The sequence below is a fragment of the Burkholderia sp. AU33545 genome, from assembly GCF_020419685.1.
GTDB classification, from domain to species: Bacteria; Pseudomonadota; Gammaproteobacteria; order Burkholderiales; family Burkholderiaceae; genus Burkholderia; species Burkholderia diffusa.
This window is the reverse complement of the sequence record NZ_JAIZRQ010000003.1, coordinates 225,615-246,199: the sequence shown is the minus strand read 5'-3', so window position 1 is coordinate 246,199 and position 20,585 is coordinate 225,615. Positions and strand designations below refer to the sequence as shown.

14 protein-coding genes, 1 tRNA gene and 1 pseudogene are annotated in these 20,585 nt (G+C 66.0%); 7 read left to right on the top strand and 9 right to left on the bottom strand.

Annotation, left to right across the window (positions count from 1 at the left end; all coding sequences use genetic code 11):
- The first annotated feature begins 184 nt into the window (after window positions 1-184).
- Complete coding sequence (locus LGM71_RS11185) at window positions 185-823, top strand: Pr6Pr family membrane protein (RefSeq protein ID WP_124621186.1); 639 nt, start codon at window positions 185-187, stop codon at window positions 821-823.
- Between the two features lie 48 nt (window positions 824-871).
- Here LGM71_RS11185 and LGM71_RS11180 read toward each other — a convergent pair whose 3' ends face one another.
- Window positions 872-1,606, bottom strand: a complete 735-nt coding sequence (locus LGM71_RS11180) for a peptidoglycan DD-metalloendopeptidase family protein (protein WP_226114863.1) — start codon at window positions 1,604-1,606, stop codon at window positions 872-874.
- Between the two features lie 425 nt (window positions 1,607-2,031).
- Between LGM71_RS11180 and LGM71_RS11175 the strand changes: the two genes are divergently transcribed.
- Window positions 2,032-2,352 (top strand): hypothetical protein, encoded by a 321-nt coding sequence (locus LGM71_RS11175; protein WP_226114862.1) that lies wholly within the window; start codon window positions 2,032-2,034, stop codon window positions 2,350-2,352.
- A 114-nt stretch (window positions 2,353-2,466) separates the two neighbouring features.
- Here LGM71_RS11175 and LGM71_RS11170 read toward each other — a convergent pair whose 3' ends face one another.
- Window positions 2,467-2,811 carry a DUF4148 domain-containing protein gene (locus tag LGM71_RS11170; protein ID WP_044845294.1) on the bottom strand — a complete coding sequence of 115 codons (345 nt, stop codon included), beginning with the start codon at window positions 2,809-2,811 and terminating at the stop codon, window positions 2,467-2,469.
- Window positions 2,812-3,011: 200 nt separating this feature from the next.
- On the bottom strand, window positions 3,012-4,424 hold the full coding sequence (gene gndA, locus LGM71_RS11165) for an NADP-dependent phosphogluconate dehydrogenase (RefSeq protein ID WP_059601753.1): 1,413 nt from the start codon (window positions 4,422-4,424) through the stop codon (window positions 3,012-3,014).
- A 6-nt stretch (window positions 4,425-4,430) separates the two neighbouring features.
- Here gndA and LGM71_RS11160 point away from each other — a divergent pair.
- Window positions 4,431-4,505: pseudogene (locus LGM71_RS11160) on the top strand (6-phosphogluconate dehydrogenase); the annotation flags it as partial.
- Between the two features lie 15 nt (window positions 4,506-4,520).
- Here the strand turns inward: LGM71_RS11160 and LGM71_RS11155 are convergent.
- Together LGM71_RS11155 and LGM71_RS11150 are read right to left on the bottom strand one after the other, a co-directional pair.
- Window positions 4,521-5,162, bottom strand: a complete 642-nt coding sequence (locus LGM71_RS11155) for a DUF938 domain-containing protein (protein ID WP_226114861.1) — start codon at window positions 5,160-5,162, stop codon at window positions 4,521-4,523.
- Window positions 5,159-6,055 carry an NAD-dependent protein deacetylase gene (locus tag LGM71_RS11150; protein ID WP_226114860.1) on the bottom strand — a complete coding sequence of 299 codons (897 nt, stop codon included), beginning with the start codon at window positions 6,053-6,055 and terminating at the stop codon, window positions 5,159-5,161. The genes LGM71_RS11155 and LGM71_RS11150 overlap by 4 nt, the downstream gene beginning before the upstream one ends.
- A gap of 1,261 nt (window positions 6,056-7,316) precedes the next feature.
- Here LGM71_RS11150 and LGM71_RS11145 point away from each other — a divergent pair.
- From LGM71_RS11145 to LGM71_RS11130, 4 genes are all read left to right on the top strand, one after another.
- Window positions 7,317-8,276, top strand: a complete 960-nt coding sequence (locus tag LGM71_RS11145) for an LLM class oxidoreductase (protein WP_059601862.1) — start codon at window positions 7,317-7,319, stop codon at window positions 8,274-8,276.
- 210 nt (window positions 8,277-8,486) lie between these two features.
- A complete protein-coding gene (locus LGM71_RS11140; RefSeq protein WP_226114859.1) occupies window positions 8,487-10,931 on the top strand; it encodes a mechanosensitive ion channel family protein in 2,445 nt (814 codons plus the stop codon).
- 270 nt (window positions 10,932-11,201) lie between these two features.
- Window positions 11,202-11,480: a hypothetical protein gene (locus LGM71_RS11135; RefSeq protein WP_226114858.1), complete on the top strand. Its 279-nt coding sequence runs from the start codon at window positions 11,202-11,204 to the stop codon at window positions 11,478-11,480.
- Window positions 11,481-12,120: 640 nt separating this feature from the next.
- Window positions 12,121-13,956, top strand: coding sequence for a protease pro-enzyme activation domain-containing protein (locus tag LGM71_RS11130; RefSeq protein WP_226114857.1), 1,836 nt, complete (start codon window positions 12,121-12,123; stop codon window positions 13,954-13,956).
- 139 nt (window positions 13,957-14,095) lie between these two features.
- Here LGM71_RS11130 and LGM71_RS11125 read toward each other — a convergent pair whose 3' ends face one another.
- The 4 genes from LGM71_RS11125 to dnaG all read right to left on the bottom strand — a co-directional run bounded on the left by LGM71_RS11125 (window position 14,096) and on the right by dnaG (window position 20,553).
- Window positions 14,096-15,646 (bottom strand): phospholipase D family protein, encoded by a 1,551-nt coding sequence (locus tag LGM71_RS11125; RefSeq protein ID WP_124621175.1) that lies wholly within the window; start codon window positions 15,644-15,646, stop codon window positions 14,096-14,098.
- A 312-nt stretch (window positions 15,647-15,958) separates the two neighbouring features.
- A tRNA-Ile gene (locus tag LGM71_RS11120) sits at window positions 15,959-16,037 on the bottom strand.
- Window positions 16,038-16,175: 138 nt separating this feature from the next.
- The gene (gene rpoD / locus LGM71_RS11115; RefSeq protein ID WP_082728921.1) at window positions 16,176-18,593 is read right to left on the bottom strand and encodes an RNA polymerase sigma factor RpoD; all 2,418 of its coding nucleotides are present in this window, start codon (window positions 18,591-18,593) and stop codon (window positions 16,176-16,178) included.
- Window positions 18,594-18,681: 88 nt separating this feature from the next.
- Entirely contained in the window at window positions 18,682-20,553 is a 1,872-nt protein-coding gene (dnaG, locus tag LGM71_RS11110) for a DNA primase (RefSeq protein WP_226114856.1), read from the bottom strand.
- Between the last annotated feature and the right edge of the window lie 32 nt (window positions 20,554-20,585).

Below are 20,585 nucleotides of genomic sequence, written 5' to 3'. Positions count from 1 at the left end.
GCGGCTGACGGCACCCCGGCGGTTGCCCCGATTGTAGCCTCACGCGCGACCATCGTTGTGCGACCGGATCAAATATCCGAGGAATCCGCGCGGCCCGTCCACTGGCCCGCATATGGAAAGTCCGAATCGCGCGGGCCTGCGGCTGTGGCACGATGAAGCTTTGGTGCGACGTTGCGCGGGCATCATGAGCAAAGCGTTCTTCGTTGCGGCCTACCGGCTGATCGCCGCGTTGCTCGCGGTGTCGACCACGCTGCACAGCGTCGCAGGCTACTGGGGCATGCCTGCCGTCCATCTCGGCAACTACCTCAGCTACTTCACGCAACTGAGCAGCCTCTATGCCTCGGCCATGCTGGTCGTGGGGCTGTCGCGTGTCACGCGTCCCGGCTCGGCGCGCTACGAATCGATGCGCGGCGCCGCCGTGCTCTACATGCTGATCACCGCGATCGTCTACGAGCTGCTGCTCGCCCGGCTCGATGCGTTGCGCCACGTCACGCCGGCCCTCAACAACTGGGTCCTGCACCGGATCGTGCCGCTCGTGGTGCTGTGCGACTGGCTGTACGTGGAACCGCGCTCGCCGATCGCGTGGCGCAGCGCGTTCGCGTGGCTCGGTTTTCCGGTCGTCTATCTCGGCTATACGCTCGTGCGCGGCGCGCTGGAGAACTGGTATCCCTACCCGTTCGTCGATCCGCGGCCGCACGGGTACCTGCCGGTCGCGATCCAGTGTTCGCTGATCGCGCTCGGCGCGGCGGGACTCGCGCTGGGCATTCGCTGGCTCGGCAATCGTGCGCGGCAGTCCGGCACCGCGGAGCTCAAGGAAGGGTGAAGACGGGAACGTGTGCGCCGCACGGCGCACACGTCGTGACGCGGCGCGTCAGCCGCCGTTGCGCGGCAGGAAGTTCATCGGATCGACGACCTTGCCGTTCTGCCGGACTTCGAAGTCGAACGTCGCGCGACCGCTCGCGTCGGTGCCCATCTCGGCGACCGGCTGGCCTGCACGCACTGCATCGCCTTCGTTGACGAGCAGCTTGCCGTTGTGCCCGTAGGCCGTGATGAGCCCGTTGTCGTGCTTCAGGATCACGAGCGGGCCGTATGCCTTGACGCCAGACCCGGCATAGACCACGCGCCCGTTTGCCGCGGCCCGCACCGAACGGTCGGGCCCGGTCGCGGCGATCACGATGCCGCGCGTCTTGCCGGCCAGGAATGGCGCGGCGACCATACCCGTGGCCGGCCAGGCCAGCGAGCCCGGTTGCGCGGCCGCGGCGGGCGCCTGCCCGAGCGAGGTCGAGGTAGGCGGCGGCGCGACGCGCAGCACCTGGCCGGGCGACAGGGCGTCATTCGGCGACATGTGGTTCCAGCTGGCCACGTCCTGAACGCGCTGCCCGTAGGCGGCGGCGACGCCGGCGAGCGTGTCGCCCGGATTCACGCGGTAATAGCCGGCAATCACGCCCGGCGTGGCGACCGACGCCGGCGTCGACGGTCGTACCGGCTGCCAGCTGTCGGTCCACGGCGTCATCGTACAGCCCGTCAGCACGGCGGCCGCGGCGACGAGCGCCGCCTGCGGCAACCAGCGCGCCAGCGCATCGTGGATCGGAATCGTTTTTCTCAAGGGTCCTCCCGGATTTGCGTCGTTGCGCCGCCCACCGCCCTCCGGCGTGCGACGCACGATGTCCGGCCAGGCGGCCGGACCAACCAGTATCCGACCGCTCTCGCGGCCGTCAGTTTCCACGGCGGGACGTCGGCGCGAACGGGCTCATCGGCCCCTTTTTCGCGCCATTTTCGTATCGCCCCGGCCGTCAAAGATACCATCTGTCGTGGACAGGACCGCGGCAGGCGCCCGATCCGGCAACAATCTTGCGGTATCGCCGACGCGTGTCGGCGGGCCGCGAGCCCCATCGCGCGCGGCGTCCGGAGGCTTCAGGCCACGGTTCCACGGCCGCCAGCCGTGTCGCACCGATGACTGCCGCCCCGCTGCCGGCCGCCTCCTATACTCGGAGGTGCACCGCACGATCCAGCGATAACGAGGAGAAAACCATGAACAATGCGACGTTTCTGTCCGTGCAGCTCAACGCCGAGGATTTCGCCGGTTCCAGCGGCCTCGTCGAATTGCTCAACCGGCACCTGTTGTTCGCGGCGGACGTCGCCGAAGCAGCGGACGCACTCGTCCAACTGGCGAGCGTCGCGCACCTGAGCGGCGCCACCCGGCACAGCGTCGAGCTGCCGGTGCTCGCGATCGAGCGGCTGCGCGACGCGCTCGACACGCTGAGCGGCTACGACGAGGCCTGGCTGCAGGCGCTGGAGCCGGCCGACGCGCTGTTCCGGGACATCGGCCGCGGACCACGGCCGCTGCATTGACACGACGGGTGCCGCCAATGAAAACAGCCCCTCGTTCCGTGATGCGGAACGACGGGCTGCGGGTACTGCGTGGGGTCGCATCGGGCCGCACATGCGGCCGGCGATCGATGACGATTAACGACCCTTGTAGACCGGTGCGCCATCCGACACGCGCTTGACCTGCCAGCCGGTCTTGGCGGCCGCCGGAGCGCCCGATTCCTGCTGGGCGGCCGGTTGCGCACCGTAGCCGCTCGTATCGGCAGCGGCCACGTTCTGTTGCGGGTTCACACGGGCTTCAGCTGCCTGGATGCTTGCCGGGTAGTCGGTACGGTCGCTGCCCAGCTTGTAGCCGGCCTGTTGCAGTTGGGCCAGTTCGGCCTTCACCTGCGCACGGGTGACGGGGGCGTTCTGTTGGGCGAACGAGACGGCAGGAACGGCGAGGACAGCAGCAGCAGCGAACGTTGCGATCAGCGATTTCATGATTACCTCCGGGATTTTTTTGCTCCGCCGCACACACCATGTCTGCAGCGATTGAACAAAGTTTAGTCCCGAGATCACCTAGGGAAAACCATGAAAGAACGAAAACACTGTTTCCTCGGAGCCAACAATTCCGGGATCCGGGAACGAAAAACCCTACTCAAAGAATAGAATTTCGCAACAATACCGTCCTCGCCAGCCGGTCACGACCAGTTCGCGTGGAAGCTGCCCGGCCGGTCGGTACGCTCGAACGTATGGGCGCCGAAGAAGTCGCGCTGCGCCTGCACAAGGTTCGCCGGCAGCCGCTCGGAACGGTAGCTGTCGAAGTACGCGACCGCCGACGCGAACGCCGGCACCGGCACGCCTGCCTTTACGGCAGCCACCACGACGTCGCGCAGCGACGCCTGGTAATTCGCGGCGATGTCCTTGAAATACGGGTCGAGCAGCAGGTTCGCGAGCGCCGGATCCTTCGCGTACGCGTCGGTGATCTTCTGCAGGAATCGCGCGCGGATGATGCAGCCCGCGCGGAAGATCTTCGCGATCGTCCCGAGATCGAGGTTCCAGCCATACTCTTCGGACGCCATGCGCAGTTGCGCGAAGCCCTGCGCGTACGAGATCACCTTGCTCAGGTACAGCGCGCGGCGCACCGCTTCGACGAACGCCGCGCGATCGCCGTCGAACGACGCGGCGGCCGGGCCCGACAGGATCTTGCTGGCCGCGACGCGCTCGGTCTTCAACGACGACAGCACGCGCGCGAACACCGACTCGGTGATCAGCGGCAGCGGCACGCCCAGATCCAGGGCGTTCTGGCTCGTCCACTTGCCGGTGCCCTTCTGCGCGGCGCGATCGAGGATCACGTCGACGAGGTGCTTGCCGGTTTCTTCGTCCTTCTTGCCGAAGATCTTCGACGTGATCTCGATCAGATAGCTGTCGAGCTCGCCCTGATTCCACTCGGTGTATACCGCGCCGAGTTCGTCGTTGGTCAGGCCCGCGACGTCCTTCAGCACGGCATAGCTTTCGGCGATCAGCTGCATGTCGCCGTATTCGATGCCGTTGTGGACCATCTTCACGTAGTGGCCCGCACCGTCCGGACCCATGTACGCGACGCACGGCTCGCCGTCCGACGGGGCCTTCGCGGCGATCTGCTTGAGGATCGGCTCGACCAGGTCGTACGCGTCGCGCTGGCCGCCCGGCATGATCGACGGGCCGCGCAGCGCGCCCTCTTCGCCGCCGGACACGCCGGTGCCAATGAAGTGCAGGCCCGATTGCGCGAGTTCCTGGTTGCGGCGGATCGTGTCCGTGAAGTGCGTATTCCCGCCGTCGATCAGCACGTCGCCCTTCTCGAGCAGCGGCTTGAGCGATGCGATCGTCGCATCGGTCGCTTCGCCGGCCTTCACCATCATCAGGATCCGGCGCGGCGTCTCGAGCGACGCGACGAACTCTTCGAGGGTATAGGTCGGTACCAGATTACGGCCGGGGAATTCGGCGATCAGTTCGTCGGTTTTCTCGCGGCTGCGGTTATACACCGACACCGCGTAACCGCGGCTCTCGATATTGAGTGCGAGATTGCGGCCCATCACCGCGAGCCCGATCACACCGATTGCTTGTTTGCCCATTAGTCAATTCTCCGGAAAAAACAGGGCGCGACCGAACCGGGTCGCGCGCACAGGCGAAAGGATAGTGGAAACCCGGCTGCGATGCGCGCTTGCGTGTCACTGCTCCGCGTGCGGCAGGCGCCTGAACACGACGCTCAGGTTGTTCGCCGGCATCTCGACGACCTCGATGCAGTCGAGCCCGCGGTCGAGGCCGAGCGCGACGACCACCTCGAGATCGCGAACGCCCCACGACGGGTCGCGGCTGCGCAACTGCTGGTCGAACGCTTCATTGGACGGCGCCGTGTGCCGGCCTTCGCGGCGATACGGTCCGTACAGGAACAGCACGCCGCCCGGACGCAGCACGCGCGACGCGCCGGCGAACAGTGCGTCGGTGCAGGCCCACGGCGAGATGTGGATCATGTTGATGCAGACGATCGCGTCGAACGCCGCGGCCGGCCACGACGCATCGCGCACGTCGAACGCCAGCGGCTCGGCCAGGTTCGCGAGGCCGGCATGCGCGACCCACGCGGCGATCGAGCGGCGCGCGTGTGCGTCAGGATCGCTCGGCTGCCAGCGCAGCGCCGGCAGCGCCTGCGCGAAATGGACCGCATGCTGCCCGGTGCCGCTCGCGATCTCAAGCACGTCGCCGCTGGCCGGCAGCACGCGACGCAGCACGTCGAGGATCGGCCCGCGATTGCGCTCGGCCGCCGGCGCCGACAGCCGCGCGGACGGATCGGGCGAGGACGTCGGCCCGGTCACGATGCGTGCTCCGGCGCGCCGCCGGCGACGCCCAGCCGCGCGTTCAGCGCGTCGAGCGCGGGCGCGCAACGCGCCTCGACCTTCAGCGTCAGCATCGGATCGGCGCGCGTATGGCCGAGGTTCAACGCGGCGACGGGCTTGTTCTGCGCCTGGGCCCACACGCAGAACCGGTAGCCGGAATACACCATCAGCGACGAGCCGACGACGAGCAGCGCATCGGCCGCATCGAGCGCCTGCGACGCCAGTGCAACGCGTTCGCGCGGCACGTTCTCGCCGAAGAACACCACCGCCGGCTTCAGCAGCCCGCCGCAGGCCGGGCAGGCCGGGATGCGGAACGTGTCGAGCGCGGCCAATTCGAGGTGCGCGTCACCGTCGGCGGCGGGTTCCGCCTGTGTGCCCAGCAGCTCGGGGTTGTCCGTTTCGAGCAAGGTCTGGATCGTCGCGCGCGCGTGATGCGCGCCGCAATCGAGGCACGTGACGCCGTTGATGCCGCCATGCAGTTCGATCACGTCGCCGCTGCCTGCACGCTGGTGCAGCCCGTCGACGTTCTGCGTGACGAGGCGCTCGATCCGGCCGGTGCCGCCGAGCCGCGCGAGCGCGACATGCGAGCGGTTCGGCCGCGCACGGCCCACCACGGGCCAGCCGATCATGCTGCGCGCCCAGTAGCGGCGGCGCGCGGTGTCGGAACCGAGGAATTCGTGGAGCTGGATCGGCGGCGAGCGCATCCATTGACCGTTGCGGTCGCGATAGCCGGGAATGCCGGAATCCGTGCTGATGCCTGCACCGGTCAGCACGAGCAGCCGCGGATGGCGCTCGACGAACGCGTGCAGCGCATCGAGCGCGGCCGGATCGAGGCTGGCGGATGAGGGGTCGGGCAAGGCGATGTCGTTCATGTTGGCGGCGCGTGATCGGGCGCGGTGGCAAGCCGTGCGGCCAGCGCGCCAGCACATGATACAGAACGCCGGGAGATCGGGCCGGCGGCGCGCGCGACACCGGCGCAGCAAAAAAAGACGCCCATCGACCACATGGCGATGGGCGCTCCAACAATTGATCCATCGGGGTAGTGGATCAACTGACAGCACAATGTCGTCGGATCCACCGCGGCGCCGCCGGCGGACCTTTCCCCTGGACTACACCTTCGATTTCCCGATGTCGGGCGGATCGCCGCGCGGCGGTGCGTGCGGCAGGCACACGCATGCGTCGCGCTCGGCACGCAGGCGTTTCGCGCGTCGGCATGACGATCCATATCTCATGATTGATTGCCCATCCACGTGCTCGGCGGTTCATCCCCGACGGCCGACTGGCACCGGTCGGCCTGGTGCGTCACGCCTGCACGTCGTCGTTCGGAACGAACCCGGATTGTTGGGATGGAACGAAAAGCCGCACGCTCATGTCACCGCAATCAACGGTGAAACGAATTCTCGGGCAGGTCGGCGATTCATTTTTGCAACACGACACGTTGCGATTCGGTCTGTTCTCATTCTCTTGTCCCCGTCTTCGATGCGTCCGACCCACTGAAGCGATGGCCGGCCCTCTACCGCGCCGGCGATCGCGCTCACGGCACACACAGATATGCAAGGAGCGCACCATGCTTCGCGGCGCAAGGCGGCGCGGCCGGTGAAGTGACCCCGATGCAGATCGGGCGGCGACAGAAATGCGTGAACGTTTCGAAAGTGAAACGACGGGAAACGGCGCGCGCGATCGGCGGACGGGGCGCGGCGCCGGTGTTGCAGGAATGTGACGTGTGCACCGGCGAGACGTCTGCACCTGCACGACACCCGACGATCCACTTACAATCGCCCGCCCGTGGCCGCGCATGCGTGGTCGAGCGCGCACGTGATCCGAGGCAACCCATCCCGGAGGCCCGCCGTGATGCCCGACTCCTCGGCGGTCCTGCATAGATCGGCGTGCGTCGCCTCAACCGTGCGAGCGCCGCCGAACACGAACAGCACCGTGCCCGCCACAAGACCGGCCACCACTTGCCGAGGACAGTTCATGCCGATTGATTGCCCGATGACCGAAGGCGCCGATCATGCCGGACCCGCCGATGCCGCCGTGTATCGCTCGCCGCGCGTCGTAAGCGTCGTGCAAACACGCTAGCATGCGAACACCGTACGGAGCGCGCCCGCTTCGCCCCGTCTTCAAGGAATGGACATGCCCCTGCCCGCCTCCGGCCGCGCCGACGTCGCGCAGCGCATCTTCTCGGCCGAGCGGCTGTCGATCGGCCTGACGCTGCCGCTGCTGCGCAGCGGCCGGACCGTCGCCGATTTCAACGAGCAGCTCGAACTCGCGGCGCGGGCCGATTCGCTCGGCTTTCGCGCACTGTGGATTCGCGACGTACCGCTGAACAGCGCCGACTATCCCGACCCGGTCGGGCACCTCGATCCGTGGGTGCTGCTCGGCGCGCTCGCGTCGCGCACGCGCCGGATCGTGCTCGCCAGCGGCGCGATCGTGCTGCCGCTGCGACATCCGCTGCATATCGCGAAAGGCGCGCTGTCTGTCGCGACGCTGTCCGGCGGGCGCTTCATCCTCGGCCTCGGCTCCGGTGACCGGCCGCCCGAATATGCGGCGTTTGGCGTCGATGCTCAAACGCGGCGCGACCGGTATCGCCGGCATTGGGACATCGTTGCGGCCGCGCTCGGCGTGCCGTCCCGCGTGCTGCCCGACGAAACACCGCCGGACGCGCCCGACTTCACGCTGCTGCCGCGCGGCGATGCCGCGGTGCCGATGCTCGCGGTCGGTTCGGGCGGACAGAGCGTCGACTGGATCGCTCGGAACGCGATCGGCTGGATGACGTACCACCGCGATCCGGACACGCAGCGTTCTCGTTATTCGATGTGGCGCGCGGCCGTCGACCGGCTGGCTCAACCGGGCTTTCGCGCATTCGGCGTGTCGATGCGGCTCGATCTCGATGCGAATCGCGATGCGCCGGCCCGCGCGCTGTCGCTCGGCTACGCGACCGGACGGAATGCGTTGGTCGGCATCTTGCGGGACATGCGCGCAGCCGGCACGCACCACGTCACGCTGAATCCCGGCTCGGACCGGCCCGTGCGCGAGGTCATCGAGGAAATCGCCGAGCACGTGCTGCCGATCTTTCACGACGAGCAGGGCTGATTCATCAGGAATCCGGAGTTCGCTGCATGTAGCCGCAGTCGTGGTTTGCACCGAATCGATGTGCCGGCGAGCACGTTTCGTTCCCGACCCGCCACGTCGCAAGCGAAAATTCGTCGGCGGAACTATTCGGGTCCGTTCGCGATCATGTTAACTTCCGTCCATCGTCCAGACCGGCGGGCCACTTTTCGATGTGCGCCCGCATGCCTCCCCATGCGACATTTCCTGCTCGGCTGGCTGCTCGCCGCCGTCGTATCGATCGCCCACGCGGCTACCCCTGCACCAGCCGCCCCATCGGCGGCCTCCGGCGCCGTGCCGGCATTGACGCCGCAACAGGCTCAGCAGGCCCTCTCCGTCCTGCAAAATCCACGCGAGCGCGAGCAGGTCGAAACGACGTTGCGCGCGATCGCGGCCGTCGGCGTGCTGAGCACGCCCGCGCTTCCGGCGAGCGCCGCGACACCGGCCAGCGCGGCATCCGCCGCCCCAGCCGCGCTCACGACGAACGGGCTCGCGTCGATGCTCGTCCGGCAGGGGGCACATTGGGCCGGCGAAATCGGCGCCGCGCTGAACGAATCGCTGCGCTCGCTGCTCGATGTCGGCTCCGTCGGCCGCTGGTGGCACGAGCGGCTGGTGCGAACCGACGAACGCGCGGACCTCACGCGCGCGATCCTGGTCATCCTCGCCGTGCTCGTGCCCGCGTTCGTCGTCGAATGGTTCGCGAAGCGGCTCCTGCGGCGCGCGCTGGCCGCCATGGGCACGCGTCGGGCCGAATCGTCGCGTCGGGCCGAGCCCGAGCCAGCCGGGCCGGACGACGCCAGCCCGTCAGCGCCGGCCGACGCCAGCGCCGGCGCCGACGGCACCGCCGCACCCGATACGTCGTCGCAAGGCCGTGGCCATGCGCGGCGCCACACCACGCTGCTGCGCCGGATGCCGCGCGCGCTGGTCAGCCTCGCGCTGCGCGTGGTGCCGCTGCTGGCGTTCGTCGGTGTCGCGAGCCTGACGATGTCGGTGCTCGACGGCGGCGGCACGCCGACCGAAACCGCACTCGAATCGCTGATCGACATCTACGTGATCTGCCGCCTCGTGACGATTGTCAGCCGGCTGTTCTTCCAGCCCGATGCACCGCAATTGCGGCTGCTGCACGTCAGCGACGCATGGGCCGCGATCGCGCAGCGCTCGATCGCGCGGATCGCGATCGTCGTCGGCGTCTGCACGGCCGCGGTCGAGATCGCCGCGAGCTTCGGCCTCAGCGACGCCGGTCACGTCGCGCTGCTGAAAGCCGTCGCGCTCGTCGGCCACTTGATGATCTCGGCGCTGATTCTCAGGTGCCGCCAGCCGGTCGCCGCCCGCATCCGCGCGGCCGGCGACGATCGGCCGGCCTTCGCGATGATCGGCAACGCGCTCGCCGACGCGTGGGCGCCCGTTTCGGTATTCGTCGTGATGGCGCTGTGGTTCGTGTGGGCGCTCGACGTCCACAACGGCTACCGCGTGCTGATCACGCTCGGCGGCCGCTCGATCGCCGCGATGATCGGCATGCGGATCGTGTCGATCGTCGTGTTCGGTGCGCTCGCTCGACTGTTCCAGCGCCGCGACGACGATCGCACGCTGGTCCACCTGCACGCGTACCGCTACTACCCGCTGGTGCGCCAGATCGTGTCGGCGGTGATCGCCGTCGCGACCGTCGTGGTGCTGCTGCAGATCTGGGGCGTGCCGATCTTCCACGCCTTCCAGACCGGCACGATCGGCCATCGGCTCGCGTCGGCGCTGATCACGATCGCGATCGCGGCCGTCGTCGCGCTGATCGTATGGGAAGCCGCGAACATCGCGATCGAGCGCCGCCTGCAGCAGTGGACACACGAAGGCAACCTCGTGCGCGCGGCGCGGTTGCGCACGCTGCTGCCGATGCTGCGTTCGCTGCTGTTCATCATGATCGCGCTCGTCGTCGTGCTGACGGGCCTCAGCGAAATCGGCGTGAACATCGGTCCGCTGCTCGCCGGCGCCAGCATCTTCGGCGTCGCGCTCGGCTTCGGCTCGCAAAAGCTCGTACAGGATTTCATCACCGGGATCTTCCTGCTGATGGAGAACGCGATGCAGGTGGGAGACTGGGTCACGCTCGCCGGCGTGTCCGGCACGGTCGAATACCTGTCGATCCGCACCGTGCGGCTGCGCGCGGGCGACGGGTCGCTGTACACGATCCCGTTCAGCTCCGTTACGACCGTCAACAACACGAATCGCGGGCTCGGCAACGCAGCCGTCAAGGTCAGCATCGCGTACGGCCAGGACATCGATCGCGCGATCGAGACGCTGAAGGAGATCGGCGCCGCGTTGCGCGACGATCCGAATTACAAGGACGGCATCCTGTCGGATTTCAGCTACTGGGGCATCGACCAGGTCGACGGCGCGACGATCGCGCTGGCCGGACAGATCCAGTGCAAGGACTCTGCGCGCTGGGGTGTGCAGCGCGAATTCAACCGGCGTATCGCGGTGCTGTTCCGCGAACGCGGAATCCGGATCGCGAATCCGCAGCGCAGCCTCGTCGCGTATGACGACGGTTCGCGGCCCGTGGCGCCCGAGAACGATGAGAATGGTGGCCCTACCGCCGGCACCCCGGTCGCCGAGCCGCCACCGCGTGCTGCACCGGAGCGCAAGCCGGACTGATCGTGCGGATGCCGTTGACCCGGCCACCGCGCGTCGCGCCGTGCCTGTGCTCGTGCCATCGAACGACCGATAGCCGCGCTCGACGCGCGGCGGTTTTCATCGCGCGCTGAACGCGCTTCGCCGCATTCGCCGGGGCGGCCCGCTCGCCACCCGATGCGCCGCGCGGCACATGCCAGTGTTCGCGCAGAACCCGCGTCTGATCCGCAATGGTCGCCATCAGCAGCGCGCGGCACCTTCACCGCTAAACGATCCCAATCGAGCAGTTGCAGCGTGGAACGCGGCACGAGGGTGGAATACCGTCAACTGGCCGAACGGACTCATCGCGCGCAACTGGTTGTCGCCGTGCTGATCGTCAGCATCGCCGCACTAATCGTCGACACGTTGTGTCATCCGGTCGCTTCGCCGCGCGATGCGATCCATCACGATGCGCCGACCCACCCCGTTCTCGCGACGAGCCGTCGATCTGATCAGGTTGAGTCGCCGGACGCGCCCGACGCGCGTCGAACCCTGCGTTCCGGGACGGAAAACGGGCACGAGAGATTCGAATGATTTCTCGAATACGGTTCGTGCATTACGAATCGAATCGCAAATTATCCGAAGGACGGAGCTGCAATTGCACCCGGTTTCTGGTTTGAAAATTACAAAATGCCTCATGACTTTTCAAAAGCATTTCATCCAATTTCATTTAACTTTGTTTCATATAATCAGAAAAAGTTTGACACCGAACTTTCGTTCTTGATACCGTCCGATGCAAGCAATCCGACGAACTGCAGACCACGCAATCGTTCCCGCTCAACGCATCTCGCTTCCGCCGCACCGAAGTTCTCGCCGCCGACCGTCGCTTCTTCCGTTGGCGCATGCAACATCCCGATGCATTCATTGGGCAGCTGCCGTCCGGCAGCAGGCCGAAGGACTGAACCAGATGAGCAGGATACCGAAACTTTTGCTCTAGCTCGCCTGCATCAGGCCTGCCGGCGCGGCCGGGTCGCATCGCGGCGCAGCGCCCCCGTTACCGAGCATTCCAGCATTTCGCCCCCGGAGGATCACCATCCATCCGGGTCGGGCGAAAGGCCCCGTCGCGTCCGCGCCATCCGCGCGAGCGCGGCGGATATCGGCGGCGCACGATCCGCGCCGCCGTCGACCGTTGTTGTTCGTGCAGTTCGATGTTCAACCGGAGGGGTAATTCAAAATGAATCAGGTTGCAGACAAGAAACTAAAGCACATCCGCATCGCCAAGCTCGCCTTCGCCGCAGCAGCAGCCGCTTCGTTCGGCATGACGGCCGCCCATGCCGCACCGGCCGCCGGCTGGACGGAAACGCGCACCAAGGGATTCCTGCCGCTCGTCCAGCAAGGTGAAAGCAGCAGTACCGCCGGCGCGCCGGCGGCCAGTACCGCCGCCGCTGCCGCGGCTGCCACCGAGATGGCGCCCGGCGAATCGATCGACATCGTGCTCGGGCTGAACCTGCGCAACGAAGCGCAACTCGACCAGTACCTGCACGATCTGCATACACCCGGCTCGCCGCACTACAAGCAGTTCCTCACGTCGGCGCAGTTCGCCGCGCAATACGCGCCGACCGACCAGCAGGTTGCCTCCGTCGTCGCGCACCTGCGCCAGGCCGGCTTCGTCAACATCGTGGTTGCGCCGAACCGCCTGCTCGTGTCCGCGTCGGGCACCGCGGCAACGGTCAAATCGGCGTTCCGCACGACGCTCAAGCGCTTCACGCGCAACGGCCGCAACGTTTACGCGAACACCGATGCCGCGCAGGTGCCGAACGCAATCTCAGGCATCGTCGGTGCCGTGCTGGGGCTGCAGAACGTCGAGCTCATGCATACCGGCGCGGGCAGCAAACCGCAAGGCAACACCAGCAACCTGACGATTCCGGCAGGTGCATCCGCGGTGCCGCACTACCCGACGGAATTCTCGTCGCTCTATGGCGGCGACGGCACGCCGACGGCCTCGCAAACCACCGTCGGCATCATCTCCGAAGGCGACCTGTCGCAGACGGTCAGCGACCTCAACACGTTCGCCGCCAACAACGGCCTCGGTACGATCAGCAGCAGCGTCGTGCAGACGGGTCCGTCAGGTAGTTCGTACACCGATACGTCCGGCACCGTCGAATGGAACCTCGACAGCCAGTCTATCGTCGGCGCTGCCGGCGGCAGCGTGAAGCAGGTCGTGTTCTACGTGGCGCCGTCGATGTCGCTCACCGCGATTACCGCCGCGTACAACAAGGCGGTGAGCGACAACGTCGCGAAGGTCATCAACGTGTCGCTCGGCGTGTGCGAATCGTCCGCGTACAGCACCGGCTCGCAGGCGACCGACGATACCATCTTCAAGCAGGCCATCGCGCAAGGTCAGACCTTCTCCGTATCGGCCGGCGACCACGGCGCGTACGAATGCGCGAGCGGCACGCCGTCGCGCTCGACCTACACGGTGAGCGAGCCCGCGACTTCGCCGTACGTGATCGCAGTGGGCGGCACGACGCTATTCACCAACACGTCGACCAACGCATACAACAGCGAAATCGTGTGGAACGATCCGAGCTGGCAGCCGGGCACCGTATGGTCGACGGGCGGCGGCTACAGCAAGTACGAAGCCGCGCCGTCGTGGCAATCGTCGAGCCTCACCGGGTCGACCAAGCGCGCACTGCCGGACGTCGGTTTCGACGCCGACCTGCGCACCGGCGCGATCCTCGTGGTGAACGGCCAGACGTCCGATACGCTTTGGGGCTCGGGCTACCTGAACAACGAAGGCGGCACGAGCCTCGCCGCACCGATCTTCACCGGCATCTGGGCGCGGCTGCAATCGGCCAACAACAACGCGCTCGGATTCCCGGCGTCGAGCATCTACAAGTACTTTCCGAGCAATGCGGCGCTGGTGCACGACGTGACGTCCGGCAACAACGGCAGCGGCACGTACGGCTACAAGGCGAAGGCCGGCTGGGACGCGACGACGGGCTTCGGCAGCGTGAACATCTCGAAGCTGAACACGTTCATCCAGAGCACGTCTGATTTCGCGCGCTGATCGCGCGATGAATGGTGCGGTTTCCGGGTGCGGGTCGTTTTGCGCGCCCGGAGCCGCATCAGCGCCAGTGCGCGCACGGCCTCCGGATCGACGCTGCGCGTCGGCACACGCCGCCCGCGGTCGTCGCGGGCAAGCGAAATCACAGCTGCGATTCGATCGGAAACAAGCCCAGAAACCATACTTCCATGCGCCGCGCCGCCGATACTTCCGGTTCGTGATCGAGTTCGGTCACTTTCCCGTCCGCGTCAGTCTGAATCCACTTGAGCCGCCCCTTCCCGGCCGGGTCGGTCCTCGATTCGACTCGCCACGCGATTTGATCGAGCCGCGGCTCCAGGTCCGCCGCGACTTCCGACGCAATCGCCGCGCTCTCGCAGTAAACGCCGATCTCGGTATTGAGATTCAGCGAACGCGGATCGAGATTCATCGAACCGATGAAGATGCTCTTGCGATCGAACACATAGGTCTTCGCATGCAGCGAAGCACGCGACGAGCCGATGATGACCTGCTTCGAAATGCTCTTGTCGCCGGACGGCCGCCGTTCGTAAAGCCTCACGCCGGCTTCCAGCAGCGCACGCCGATAGCGCCGGTAGCCGGCATGCACGGCCGCGACGTCGGTCGATGCGAGCGAGTTGGTCAGGATCGTCACGCGCACGCCGCGTGCCGTGAGCGCGTGCAGGCGTTCGACCATGTCCTTGCCCGGCACGAAGTACGGCGACACGATCAGCAGCTCCTGCTCGGGCCGCAACGCGAGTGCGCGCAGTTGCGGCATGAGGTGTCCGTCGCTGTCCTTCGGCGAGCGTGCGATCTTCGCCGGATCGTCGTACAGGACCGTCGCCTGGCCCCAGGACAGCTCGGTGCCCTGCCCGTGCACGATCTGGTCGAGCCTGTGTCGCGCCTCGAGCACGTACGGATTGTCCTCCATCGCGCGCAGGTAATCGCGCAACCGTTCGCGCTCCCGGTCGAGGCCGCCCGGCGCCGCGTCGTGCCCGACCAGCGCATCGATCGGATACGCATACGGTGAATTCCAGAACGTATCGAATTCGGTCGAGATGTCGTTCACGACGGGGCCGTGCACGACCACATCGAGATCGCCGAACTCCAGCATCGACGACGCGCCGAAATATTCGTCTCCGATATTGCGGCCGCCGACGATCGCCGCCTGGTTGTCCGCGATCATCGCCTTGTTGTGCATGCGCCGGTTGACGCGGGAGAATTCGAGCACCGTGCCGACCTTCTTGAAGTGGCGTGTGGCGACTGGATTGAAGAGCCGGATCTCGATGTTCGGATGCGAACTGATCTCGAGCAGCTTTTGGTCGTCCGCATTCGTCCCGAGATCGTCGAGCAGCGCGCGCACGCGAACCCCGCGATCGGCCGCACGGATGATCGCATCCGCGAGCTCGTGCCCGGTCAGGTCGTCGTGCCAGATGTAGTACTGAAGGTCCAGTGAGCGGTCCGCGCGATCGGCGAGCAGCACGCGCGCATCGAGTGCATCGACGGGATCGCGCAGCAGATGAAACGCGTCCTGCCCCGGATGGGCGGCGGCCTGCTGACGGAATGCGACGCCGAGGCGCGTGGTTTCCGTATCGGTAAATGCGTGCGTTGGCGCGCGACCGGCCTGCGGCGGCAGGCTGGCGCATGCGGCAAGCATCAGCAACGACAGAATCGCACTCCACGAACGCAACGTGATCATGATGGCCGCCCCCACTGTCGGGCGAAGTCTGTTTGTGTTTGTTCTGGCTGCCGAACGGAACGCGGCGCTGCCCTGCGGTTCGCGCACTCGACGATTCTCGATCGTGCGCGCCGACCGCGCTACAGCATACTTCGATGATATCGGGACGGCACGCTCCGCGCGTTTTCCCGGTGGCGGCGATGCGACACGCGACGCCGGCGTGAACGCATTCAACACGCTCGACACATTCAGGCAGCGCGCAAAAGAAAAACCCGCGAAGCCTTGCGGCGTCGCGGGTTTCGAGACTTCCTTGGATAGCCTTGGAAGGGAATCTGGTGGGCCCCCCGGGAGTCGAACCCGGCACCAACGAATTATGAGTTCGCTGCTCTAACCAAGCATGAGCTAGGGGCCCAGACAAGAAGCAACGTGTGCTACATGCCACTCCGGCAACCAAGCCGGGCCGGCATTGTAACAACAAAGACGCTAAAGAGGACAAACGCCACCGGTATCACGCGGATACCGGCGGCGTTCGCAAGTAAGACGCTGGAAATCAGTTCCCTTCGAGGAACGACTTCAGCTTGTCGGAACGGCTCGGGTGACGCAGCTTGCGCAGCGCCTTTGCCTCGATCTGACGGATCCGCTCGCGGGTGACGTCGAACTGCTTGCCGACTTCCTCGAGCGTGTGATCGGTGCTCATCTCGATACCGAAGCGCATCCGCAGCACCTTCGCCTCGCGCGGCGTCAGCGAATCGAGCACGTCCTTCACGACGTCGCGCATGCTTGCATGCAGCGCGGCATCCGCCGGCGCGACCGTGTTGTTGTCCTCGATGAAGTCGCCGAGATGGGAATCGTCGTCGTCACCGATCGGCGTTTCCATCGAGATCGGCTCCTTCGCGATCTTCATGATCTTGCGAATCTTGTCTTCCGGCATCTCCATCTTCTCGGCGAGCGTTGCCGGATCCGGCTCGAGACCGGTTTCCTGCAGGATCTGCCGCGAGATGCGGTTCATCTTGTTGATCGTTTCGATCATGTGAACCGGAATACGGATCGTGCGCGCCTGGTCCGCGATCGAACGCGTGATGGCCTGGCGAATCCACCACGTCGCATAGGTCGAGAACTTGTAGCCGCGACGGTATTCGAACTTGTCCACCGCCTTCATCAGGCCGATGTTGCCTTCCTGGATCAGGTCGAGGAACTGCAGGCCGCGGTTCGTGTACTTCTTCGCGATCGAAATCACGAGACGCAGGTTCGCCTCGGTCATTTCACGCTTCGCCTGACGTGCCTTCAGTTCGCCGGCCGCCATCTGGCGGTTGGTTTCCTTCAGGTCCTTCAGCGGCAGCACGACGCGCGCCTGCAGGTCGAGCAGACGCTGCTGCTGTTCGCGGATCGCCGGGATATTGCGCGACAGGACCGCGCTGTACGAATGACCTTCGGCCGCGATCTTCTCGGCCCAGTCGAGATCCGTCTCGCTGCCAGGGAAGCGCGCGATGAATTCCGAACGCGGCATGCCGCACTTGTCGACGACGATGTGCAGAATCTGGCGCTCGACCTGACGCACTTCGTCCACTTGCGCACGCAGCGTGTCGCACAGACGCTCGACGGTACGCGCAGTGAAGCGGATCGTCATCAGTTCGGTCTGGATCGTTTCCTGCGCCTTCAGGTAGGACTTCGACTTGTAGCCTTCCTTTTCGAACGCGCGGCGCATCTTGTCGAACCACTCGCTGATCTGCGAGAACTTGTCGAGCGATGCGCGCTTGAGGGCTTCGAGCTGGGCGGCGTTGGCGGTTGCCTGGGCGGCACCGTCATCATCCTCCTCTTCCTCTTCTTCCTCTTCCTCTTCGGCTTCCTCGTCCTCGTTCTCGATCGCTTCGGCTTCCTTCGCCGAGAAACCGTCCGTATCGGCGGAGTCCGAAGCATTCGGATCGAGCAGGCCGTCGACGAGTTCGTCGACGCGGATCTCTTCGTTCGCGACGCGCTCGGCCATCGCGAGGATGTCGGCGATCGTCGTCGGGCACGCGGAAATCGCCATCACCATGTGGCGCAGGCCGTCCTCGATCCGCTTCGCGATCTCGATTTCGCCTTCGCGCGTGAGCAGCTCGACCGTGCCCATCTCGCGCATGTACATCCGGACCGGATCGGTCGTGCGACCGAATTCCGAATCGACGGTCGACAGCGCGACTTCCGCTTCTTCCTCGACTTCATCGTCCGACGACGCGGCCGGCGCGTTGTCGTTCAGGAGCAGCGTTTCCGCGTCCGGCGCCTGCTCGTAAACCGCCACGCCCATGTCGTTGAACGTGCCGATGATGCCTTCGAGGGCTTCGGTCTCGGTGAAGTTGTCCGGCAGGTGGTCGTTGATTTCGGCATACGTGAGGAAGCCACGCTCCTTGCCGAGCTTGATCAGCGCGCGCAGCTTCACGCGGCGCTCTTCGAGCTCCTCGGCCGTGCCGGGCGTGCTCGTCGCGAACGCTTCCTTCAGCAGCGCCTTTTCCTTGGCGCGACGATCGCGCACCTTGGATTTGCCCGGGGCAGCCGCGGCTGCGGGCTGCTCGTCGCTCTGATTTGCGTCGTCATCGACGGATACTTCGTTCAGCTTTTTGGTCATGGAGTTCGCCGTACCGGCTATATCGACTCGCGGCTGCTGGACGACAGCCGGTTGAACCGTGGGTGCATGAGTAGTACGTACTGCCGTTTCGTCCGCGGCGGCAGTCGTGTCCCTTGCGCTTTTCGCACTTGCCCGCTTCGCCGCCGGCTTGGCCGGCCCGGAGTCGGGTCTGGCGGCAGCCCGTGTTCTGGCTGCCGGCGCCGGCGCAGCCTGAGCAGTGCCGGCCGCGGTTTTCTTTCCTGCCGGGGCTGACGTGGCTGAAGACACTGTCCTGGTGGAAGAAGCAGACTTGGCCGCTGTGACCTTCGTGGTCGGCTCCGTCGAGCCCTTGCCTGTTGCTTTCTTTCCGCCTGTCGTCTTTGCCATCGCGAATCTCGCCTCTGCTTAGAAAACAAACCGCTGGAAACCTTATATTATAGCACGCTGGGGCGCCCTCTCTTGGCGCCCCGGCCGCCTACAGCCCGAGCCGACGCTTCATGTCGGTTCGCTGCTGGTTCAATTCCGTCAATTCCGCCAGTTCCTCGGGTGTGAAGGTGGACTGCCGCGCAAGCCGATCGAGCCGGTCGCAGCAGGCGTCGTAGCGCATCTTGAGCACCGCGGCCTGCAGCTCCTCCCCCGCGATCCGTTCCTGTTCACGCTGCCGCTCGGGCACCGTCTCGTCTTCCGGATTCTGTAACAGCAAATCGCGGACGTTTTCATCATAGTCCAGAATTTCGCGGAAGATTTCCTCGTAAGTCGCGCCGTTCGAGGACGTCCGCAGGACATCCGACAGCAGCCGGAACTCCGCGCCGTCGCCCAGCGCACGCGCATGCTCGACGACTTCGGCGAACAGCTCGCCGATCCGCGGCAGCGCGCGCAGGGTCGCAAGCTGTTCGTCGTCGAGCTGCGACGCGATCCGCGGATGCATCACGAGCGTACGCAACGCGCGCTTTTCGCTGTCCGTCACACGCCGCCGCTCGCTGCGCGCGGGCGCCTGGCGCGCCGGCGCCGCGATGCGCGCATCGACATCCGACAGCGCCGCGACTTCCTCGAACGGGATATCGAGCCGGTCGGCGAACATGTGCATGATCTGCGCGCGCAACGCGTTCGCCGGCAGCGCCTGCAGCAGCGGCTTCGCGTCGAACAGCGCCTTCGCTCGACCTTCCGGCTGGTCGAGCGCCTTGCCGGCAATTGCTTCGTTCAACAGAAATTGTGACAGCGGCATCGCGCGCTCGACCTGCTCGGAAAACGCGTCCGCGCCGAATTCGCGTACGTAGCTGTCCGGATCGTGCTCGGACGGCAGGAAAAGGAATCGGATCGTCCGGTTGTCCGCCGCATGCGGCAGACACGCCTCGAGCGCGCGGCGCGCCGCACGCCGGCCGGCCGAGTCGCCGTCGAAGCTGAAAATGACCGTGTCCGTCTGACGCAGCAACTTCTGCACATGGATCGGCGTGCACGCCGTGCCGAGCGTCGCAACCGCGTTCGGGAAGCCGAGCTGCGCGAGCGCGACGACGTCCATGTAGCCTTCGACGACCAGCACGTACTTGCGCTCGCGGATCGCAAGGCGCGCCTCGAACAGCCCGTACAGCTCGCTGCCCTTGTTGAACAGTGGCGTTTCGGGCGAATTCAGGTACTTCGGCTCACCGCTGCCGAGCACGCGGCCACCGAACCCGATCACCTGCCCCTTCACGTTGCGAATCGGGAACATGATCCGCTCGCGGAACCGGTCGTAGCGTCGCGCGACGCCCTGTGCATCGGTTTTCTCGCTGACGATCACGAGCCCGGATTCGACGAGCGAGTCGTCGCGGTAGTCCGGGAACGCGGTTTCGAGGTTCTGCCAGCCGTCCGGCGCATAGCCGAGCCCGAAGCGCGCGGCAATCTCACCGGTCAGGCCCCGGTTCTTCAGATACTGGATCGCGACGGTCGCGCCGCGCAATTGCTTGCGGTAGTAGTCGCACGCGGTGGACATCGCGTCGGACAGCGCGGTCGCGACCGATTTCGACACGGGCGCCGGATAGTCACCGCCACCCGCACCGCCTCCGCCGCGCATGGACGGCTCGTGCGGCACGGTCAGTCCGACCGATTGCGCGAGCTCCTGCACGGCTTCCGGGAACGTGAGCCCCGCATGCTCCATCAGGAAACCGATCGCCGTGCCGTGCGCGCCGCAGCCGAAGCAGTGATAGAACTGCTTGGTCGGGCTGACGGTAAACGACGGGCTCTTCTCGTTATGGAACGGGCACAACCCCATGAAGTTGGCGCCGCCCTTCTTGAGCTGCACATACCGGCCCACCACGTCGACGATATCGACGCGGTTCAGCAAATCCTGCAGGAACGAATGCGGAATCACCGTGGGATCGAGCGAAAAAAAGACAATACGAC